The organism is Saccharomonospora iraqiensis subsp. iraqiensis (assembly GCF_000430445.1).
Classification (GTDB): domain Bacteria; phylum Actinomycetota; class Actinomycetes; order Mycobacteriales; family Pseudonocardiaceae; genus Saccharomonospora; species Saccharomonospora iraqiensis.
Map to the genome: position 1 here is coordinate 29,378 of NZ_KE387102.1, position 7,973 is coordinate 37,350.

The 7,973-nt window shown below is 73.5% G+C and carries 6 protein-coding genes; 2 read left to right on the top strand and 4 right to left on the bottom strand.

The genetic code is table 11. From position 1 onward, the window contains the following. Nucleotides 1-37 precede the first annotated feature (37 nt). Nucleotides 38-790, bottom strand: coding sequence for a PP2C family protein-serine/threonine phosphatase (locus tag ACTIR_RS0114550; RefSeq protein WP_026454841.1), 753 nt, complete (start codon nt 788-790; stop codon nt 38-40). A gap of 193 nt (nt 791-983) precedes the next feature. On the opposite strand from ACTIR_RS0114550, the gene ACTIR_RS0114555 reads away from it, so the two are divergent. Next, a complete protein-coding gene (locus ACTIR_RS0114555) occupies nt 984-2,462 on the top strand; it encodes an MFS transporter (RefSeq protein WP_026454842.1) in 1,479 nt (492 codons plus the stop codon). A gap of 459 nt (nt 2,463-2,921) precedes the next feature. Then, on the top strand, nt 2,922-4,865 hold the full coding sequence (locus ACTIR_RS0114560; protein ID WP_026454843.1) for an acyl-CoA dehydrogenase family protein: 1,944 nt from the start codon (nt 2,922-2,924) through the stop codon (nt 4,863-4,865). A gap of 14 nt (nt 4,866-4,879) precedes the next feature. Here the strand turns inward: ACTIR_RS0114560 and ACTIR_RS0114565 are convergent, their stop codons facing one another. From ACTIR_RS0114565 to ACTIR_RS0114575, 3 genes are all read right to left on the bottom strand, one after another. After that, complete coding sequence (locus tag ACTIR_RS0114565) at nt 4,880-5,554, bottom strand: DedA family protein (protein WP_026454844.1); 675 nt, start codon at nt 5,552-5,554, stop codon at nt 4,880-4,882. 148 nt (nt 5,555-5,702) lie between these two features. Then, on the bottom strand, nt 5,703-6,710 hold the full coding sequence (gene lipA, locus ACTIR_RS0114570) for a lipoyl synthase (RefSeq protein ID WP_007025594.1): 1,008 nt from the start codon (nt 6,708-6,710) through the stop codon (nt 5,703-5,705). A gap of 37 nt (nt 6,711-6,747) precedes the next feature. Then, nucleotides 6,748-7,737 carry an oxidoreductase gene (locus ACTIR_RS0114575; RefSeq protein ID WP_026454845.1) on the bottom strand — a complete coding sequence of 330 codons (990 nt, stop codon included), beginning with the start codon at nt 7,735-7,737 and terminating at the stop codon, nt 6,748-6,750. Nucleotides 7,738-7,973: the final 236 nt, after the last annotated feature.

Consider the following 7,973-nt stretch of genomic DNA (forward strand, 5'->3'; position numbering starts at 1 on the left):
CGTCGGGCGGGTACCGGACGGTATCCGCCCGGCACCGTCATCCCCCGGCGGCGACCCGCAGGACGACACAGGTGATGTTGTCCGGTCCCCCCGCGTCGTTGGCCAGGTCGATCAGCGACGACACCGCGTCGTCCGGGTCGGCGGCCGAGGCGAGCACCGATCCGATGCGCTCGACGGGGACGACGTCGGTCAACCCGTCCGAGCACAGCAGGTACGTGTCGCCCGGTTCGGCCGTGTACCCGGCGACGTCCGGTTCCGCCGGGACGCCCGCGAGCAGGGCACGCACCAGGACGGACCGGCTCGGGTGGCGTTCGGCCAGTTCCGGGCTCATCCGTCCCTGGTCGACCAGGGTCTGCACCATCGTGTGGTCGCGGGTGAGCTGGGTGAGCGTGTCCCCGCGGAGCCGGTAGCAGCGCGAGTCGCCGATGTGCGCGAGGGAGAACCGCGGTGGTGCCCACAGCATCGCCGTCAGGGTCGTGCCCATCCCGCTCAACGCGGGGTCCTCACCCACCTGCCGGTCGAGTCGTTCGGCGGCGTCGGCGACCGCCGCGGCGAGCTCGGCGTCGAGGTCGGTCCCGCTGAGGTCGGGCTCGGTCAGCCGGGCGTCCAGGTCGCGCATCGCCGCGATGGCCTGGGCGCTGGCCACCTCCCCCGCGGCGTGGCCGCCCATACCGTCGGCCACGGCGTACAGCCGGGTCGTCGCGTAGGCGGCATCCTCGTTTCCGTCCCGCTGCCGTCCGACGTCGGAGCCCGTGGCGGAGCGAAGGGTGAGGGCCTCGTCGTGTGTCATGTGTGCAGTGAACCATTGGTCGTGGGGCCGCGAGTGCCGACAATGCGGGATTCGTCCGGCTCTCGCGTCCGGGACGGGTGTCGGCGACCAGGCTACGGCGTCCGGTCCCGCCGCCGGAGCCGCCCTGCCCACGGGCGGTCGCCTCCGGGATCGTGGTGAGCACGCGCTCCCGCCGCTGGAATACCGTGGCGGGGTGGCGTCCCATTCTCCGTCCGGTCCCGGGGCCGTGCCCGAAGCCTACGAACCCGATCCGCGTCGGTGGCGTGCGCTCGCGGTGACCCTGACGGCGGGGTTCATGTCCCTGCTGGACGTCAGCATCGTGAACGTCGCGCTGCCGTCGATCCAGCGCGGTCTGGACGCCTCCACGGCCGGGGTGCAGTGGGTGGTGTCCGGCTACGCCCTGACGTTCGGTCTGGTCCTCGTCTCCGGTGGCAGGCTGGGGGACGCGGTCGGCAGACGGCGGATGTTCCTCATCGCGTTGTCGGCCTTCGTCCTGACCAGCGCCCTCGCCGGGGCGGCGGTCAACGAGTCCATGCTGGTGCTGGCGAGGCTGCTCCAGGGGGTCGCCGCCGGTCTGCTGACCCCGCAGAACAGCGGGCTGATCCAGGAGTTGTTCCGCGGCGCGGAACGGGGGCGCGCGTTCGGCGCGTTCGGGACCACGGTCGCGATCTCCACCGCGGTCGGCCCCGTGCTCGGTGGGCTCATCATCGCCCTGGTCGGGGCCGACCAGGGCTGGCGGTGGGTGTTCTTCGTCAACGTCCCCATCGGGGCGGTCGCGTTGGTCCTGGCGGCGCGCCTGCTTCCGCCGTCCGCCCCGCGGGGGCGCCCGGTGCGTTCCCAGCTCGACTACCTCGGCATGGCGTTGCTGGGCCTGACCGTGCTGGGGGTGCTGCTGCCGCTGGTCCGCTCCGAACAGGACGGTCTGCGGCAGCTGTGGTGGATGCTGCCGCTCGCCGGGGTGCTGGGGGCCGTGTTCGTGTGGTGGGAGCGCCGCGTGCTGGCGCGGGGCGGCTCCCCGCTGCTGGACGTCCGGTTGTTCACCCGCACCCCCGGCTACGCCACCGGGGCGGCCATCGCGACGGTGTACTTCACCGGCTTCGCCGGGATCTGGCTGGTCTTCGCCCTGTACTTCCAACAGGGGTTGGGGTACACGCCGCTGGAGTCGGGGCTCGCGGTCACGCCGTTCGCCCTCGGGGCGGCGGTGTCGGCCGCCGTCGCGGGGCGCCTGGTCGCCCGGTGGGGGCGGAAACTGACGTTGCTGGGGCTCTCGCTGGTGATGGTCGGTCTGGGCACCGTGGCGGCGATCGCCCCGCACACCGCGCCCGCCACGGCCGGGTACGTGGTGGCCGCCCCGCTGTTGCTGGCCGGTCTCGGCGGCGGCATGGTGATCTCGCCGAACACCACCCTGACCCTCGACCGGGTCCCCACCCGGATGGCCGGTGTGGCCGGGGGTGCCCTGCAGACCGGGCAACGGATCGGCACGGCGGTCGGGGTGGCCGTGCTCGCGTCGGTGTTCCACGCGGGGATCGGCGCGGGCGGGTACCCCACCGCGCTGGGGTGGGCGATGGTGTGTTCGGTGGCCCTCACGGCAGTGGCGCTGACCCTGGCGACCGTCGACCTCCGCAGGCATCGTGACCGCACGTTGACCGAGGAGGCACACACCGTCAGGTGAGTTGCTCCGACAGGGTGACATCCGCGGCTCCGCCCCGCCCTCCAACTGGCGGAACGCCGACTGCTCGGGTAAGGCTGAAACCGGTCTTTCCCGCACCGGCACACCGGTCCGCGGACCCGTCGTGGTGGTGCGCGGGCGGCGTGCCCGGTCACCGGTATCCCGTCCCGGCGGTCGAGGGGGGCCGAACGGGACGGTGGGGAAGACGATCCCGTCCGGGTGGGTCCCGACAAGGAAGGGGACGGGGCTCACCCGGACCTTGCGCACATCGGGCAGGCCGCGTCGGACTGCGGTGCCTTCCCCGGCCCGGCGTGGTGCGTCCGGGGGAATCCGCGCGGCACCGGGTTTCCCCGGGGCGGTGCCGGACCACCCCCGGGGACCACCGTGGTCGCCGGGGGACGTCGCGGCCCGCCGGGCCCACCCGTCGCCGGACGGCCACCCGACCCCGGAAGAGGTGGTCCGATGGCCGAGCATCCGCACGTCACCGAGACACGGGCCCGGCAGGTCGCCGAGCAGGCCCGGGAGAGCGGCTGGACGAAGCCGTCGTTCGCCCGGGAGCTGTACCTCGGGCGACTGCGCCTCGACCTGATCCGGCACACACCGGCCGGCCCCGGAGGCGGGGACACGCCCGCGGCGGAGGCGTTCCTCGCCCGGCTGCGGTCCTACTGCGAGACCCTGGACCCGACGGTGATCGAACGGGAGGGCCGCATCCCGGACACCTACGTCAAGGGGCTCGCCGAACTCGGCTGCTTCGGTATCAAGATCCCGGAAGACTACGGCGGACTCGGGCTGTCGCAGCTCGCCTACAACCGGGCCCTGATGCTGGTCGGTTCGGTGCACTCGTCGCTGAGCGTCCTGCTGTCCGCGCACCAGTCGATCGGCGTGCCGGAACCGCTCAAGCTCGCCGGGACGCCCGAGCAGAAGGCCGAGTACCTGCCCCGGTGTGCCCGGGGCGCGGTGTCGGCGTTCCTGCTCACCGAGCCGGACGTCGGGTCCGACCCGGCGCGGCTCGGCACGACGGCCACCCCCACCGACGACGGCGAGGCCTACGAACTCGACGGCGTGAAGCTGTGGACGACGAACGGGGTGGTGGCCGAACTCCTCGTCGTGCTGGCCCGGGTGCCCCGCACCGGGGAACGTCCGGGAGGCATCACCGCGTTCGTCGTGGAGGCCGACAGCCCGGGCATCACGGTCCGGCAACGCAACACCTTCATGGGGCTGCGCGGCATCGAGAACGGCCTCACCCGGTTCGACCGGGTCCGGGTGCCGCGCGCCAACGTCGTCGGGGGTGAGGGGGACGGGCTGCGGATCGCGCTGGCCACCCTGAACACCGGACGGCTGTCGGTCCCCGCCTCCTGCGCGGGCGCCGCGAAGTGGGCGCTCGGGATCGCGCGGCAGTGGTCCGCCGAACGGGTGCAGTGGGGCAGGCCGATCGGGGAGCACGAGGCCGTCGCCCGCAAGGTCTCGTTCCTCGCGGCCACGACCTTCGCGCTCGAGTCGGTCGTGGAGCTCACGGCGCGGATGGCCGACGAGGGGCACGGCGACATCCGGATCGAGGCCGCGCTGGCGAAGCTGTGGGCGAGCGAGCGGGCCTGGGAGATCGCCGACGAACTGGTGCAGATCCGGGGCGGGCGCGGCTACGAGACCGCCGGGTCGCTGGCCGCCCGCGGGGAACGCGCCGTGCCCACCGAGCAGCTGCTGCGGGACATGCGGATCAACCGCGTCTTCGAGGGGTCGACCGAGATCATGCACCTGCTCATCGCGCGGGAGGCGGTCGACGTCCACCTCACGGCGGCGGGCGAGCTCGTCGACCCGTCCGTGGAGCCGCGGCGCAGGGCCGTCGCGGCGGTGCGTGCGGGTGGCTTCTACGCCCGGTGGCTGCCCCGGCTGGTCACCGGGGCCGGGCGGGTGCCGACCGCGTTCGCCGAGTTCGGCGACCTCGCCGGGCACCTGCGCTACGTCGAGCGTGCCGCGCGCAGGCTCGCCCGGTGCACCTTCTACGGCATGGCCCGGTGGCGGGCGGCGATGGAGAAACGGCAGGCGTTCCTCGGCCGGGTGGTCGACATCGGGGCGGAGCTGTTCGCGATGACCGCGGTGTGTGTCCGGGCGGAGACCCCCGGCGCCGACGAGGAGGACCGCGGACGCCCGGCGCACGAGCTCGCCGACGCCTTCTGTGCGCAGGCGCGGCTGCGGGTGGAGGCGCTGTTCGACGCGCTGTGGACCAACACCGACCGCGGTGACCGCGCGCTGGCGCGTCAGGTCCTCGCCGGGCGCTACGCCTGGCTGGAGGAGGGGGTGCTCGATCCGAGCGAGGGCACCGGTCCGTGGATCGCCGACGGCGACGGACACGCCGGGACGGGGGACGGGGGTGGCGTGGCGCGTCGCTTCCTGCCCCCGACCCGCTGAACCCGGCGGGAGCGTCAGTCGCGGTCGTCGCCGCTGTCCGGGGACCCCGGAACGGGCTCACCGGACAGCGCGGCCAGCGCCTTCGCGGTCTTGCGCCGCTTGTACCGGACGACGGCGAGCACACCCACGACGCCCAGCGCCACGACCACGGCGGTGCCGCCGGTGCTGAGGGCGTTCTCCACCTGCCGGGCGGCCTCGCCCAGGACGGCGCCCAGGCTGATGTGCAACAGCGACCAGGACGCCGCACCGGCGACGACGGCGGGCAGGAACCGGCGGTAGGGCAGTCCGGCCGTGCCCGCCGCCGCCGGGGTCAGTGTGCGGACCACCGGCAGGAACCGGGCGAAGAACACCGCCCACACGCCCCGCCGGTGCAGGATCGTGCACGCGCGGTCCCAGGCGTCGCCGCCGTAGCGTTGGACGAGCCGGGTCTCCCGCAGGCGCGGCCCGTAGCGCCTGCCGAGGGCGTAGCCGATCGAGTCACCGATCCCCGCGGCGACCGTGACCACGGCCCACAGCACCAGGAACCGGGGCATGGTCGTGGCGGTCGTCGCGGCGATCAGCAGGCCCGACTCCCCGGGGGCGATGAAGCCGAGACCGACGGTGCACTCGAGCAGTACCAGCACCCCGGTGGCGCCGACCAGCGCGGGTTGCGGCAGGCTCTGCAGCCAGTCGAGGAACTCGGTTACCACGGATAGCCCCCTGTGGTCGCGGTGCCGGCCCGCCGGAACCGGTCATGTCGATTCCGTCGACGGTAACGCCCGTGTCGTTCCGGTCTTCCCGGGGCTTCCCGGAAGCGACCGGTCCGTGCGGCGGGGTCCGGCTCCACGTGTCGTCCGGTCAGCGCTGCCGCGCCAGGACGCTGCTCGCCTCCTGTGCGGCCGGGGCCGCCGCGGCCAGGTGGTCCAGGTTCTCCGGCAACGGCTCGCCACGGTGCTGCTTGGTCTTGGCGAACAGCTTGCCCGCGCGGTACGACGACCGCACCAGGGGCCCCGCCATCACACCCGCGAAACCCAGCGATTCGGCGGTCTTCGTGTGCTCCACGAACTCCTCCGGCTTGACCCAGCGGTCCACCGGGTGGTGCCGCGGGGAGGGGCGCAGGTACTGCGTGATGGTGAGGATCTCGCATCCCGCGTCGACCAGGTCCTTCATGGCGGGCTCCACCTCGTCCGGGGTCTCGCCCATGCCGAGGATCAGGTTCGACTTGGTCACCAGCCCCGCCTGCCGGGCGCGGCGGATCACGTCGAGGGAGCGTTCGTAGCGGAAGCCCGGCCGGATGCGCTTGAACACCCGCGGCACGGTCTCGGTGTTGTGTGCCAGCACCTCCGGCTCGGAGCCGAACACCTCGGCGAGCTGGTCGTCGTCGTTGTTGAAGTCGGGGATGAGCAGCTCGACGCCGGTGCCCGGGTTCAGCGCGTGGATCTGGCGCACCGTCTCGGCGTAGAGCCAGGCCCCGCCGTCCGGGAGGTCGTCCCGGGCGACGCCGGTCACGGTCGAGTAGCGCAGCCCCATGGCCTGCACGCTCTCGGCCACCCTGCGCGGCTCGTCCACGTCCAGGTCGGCGGGCTTGCCCGTGTCGATCTGGCAGAAGTCGCACCGCCGGGTGCACTGGTCACCGCCGATGAGGAAGGTGGCCTCGCGGTCCTCCCAGCACTCGTAGATGTTGGGACAGCCCGCCTCCTCGCAGACGGTGTTCAGACCTTCGCGCTTGACCAACCCCTTGAGCTCGGTGAACTCCGGCCCCATGCGGGCGCGGGTCTTGATCCAGGACGGCTTCTTCTCGATCGGTGTCTGGCTGTTGCGGACCTCGAGCCGCAGCAGCTTCCGACCCTCCGGCACCACAGTCACGCGCCCCACCCTACGCGGGAGGTGCCGGTGGGTTCGACTACGCGGGATCCGGGGTGACGCCCGTCAACTCCGCGGTCAGGTCCCACAGGCCGGCACCCGTGGCCCGGTCGAGCGCGCGGCGTGGCGGCCTGTTCACCCTGGGATGACCGCGGAGTTCGCCCGGCCCGTCCGGACCGACGTAGTCCCCTCCGCGCACCTCACCCGCGGTGGCGGCGTGCAGCTGGGGCAGCGTCCCGATGCGGGCGCTCTGCCCGAACAGGTCCGCGACCCGGGCTCCCGCGCCGACCACCGCACGCGCCACCGGGTGACCGTGCGAGCGGGCCATCGAGCCCGCCAGGCCCGTGGTGGTGTAGCCGGGGTGTGCGGCGACACTGGTCACCGTGGGTGCTCCGACCTCCCCGTCGTCCGCGGCGGTGCGCAGCCTGCGGTCGAGCTCCACCGCGAAGACCAGGTTCGCCAGTTTCGCCTGCGCGTACGCGGTGGCGGGGTTGTAGCGGCGTCGGGTGAAGTGCGGGTCACGCAGGTCGATCCGGCCGCGCAACGCGGCGAGGCTGGACACGGTGACCACGCGGGCGTCGCGGCCGCCCCGCAAGGCGGGCATGAGCAGCCAGGTGAGCGCGGCGTGTCCGAGGTGGTTGGTGCCGAACTGGGTCTCGAACCCGTCGGCGGTCTCGCCGCGCGGGGTCCCCATCAGTCCCGCGTTGTTCAGCAGCACGTCGAGCGCACCGTCGGTGCGCTCGGTCACCGCCCGGGCCGCCGAGCGCACCGAGCCGAGGTCGGCCAGATCCAGCGGGATCAGTTCCGGCCGGACCCGGGCGCGGGCCCCGACCTCGTCCAGCGCCCGCCGTCCGCGGTCGGCCGACCGGCAGGCCAGCAGCACCCGCGCACCCCGTTCGGCGAACACCGTGGCGCTGCGCAGACCCAGGCCCGAGTTCGCTCCGGTGATCAGCACGGTGCGCCCGCTCTGGTCGCCGATGTCGTCCTCGTCCCAGCCCCGACGGGCCCCCGAGTCCGGGAAAACCGTCATCCGGTCACCCTACCGACACACTCCGCAACCTGATCAACACCCGCCGCCCCGGCCCGTGGAGGTGTGCCGTGAAGGCCCCCTTGCCTGCACCCGGCGCCGTGAAGGGGTCCTTCCCTGCATGTGACGCAGCGAAGGGGTCCTTCACGGCACACCCCCCCGGGGGCGCGGGTCAGCCGGTCGGGGCCAGCTTGCGGAGCCAGCCGGTGAGGGCCGCGGCGGGGGAGGTGGCGCGGCGG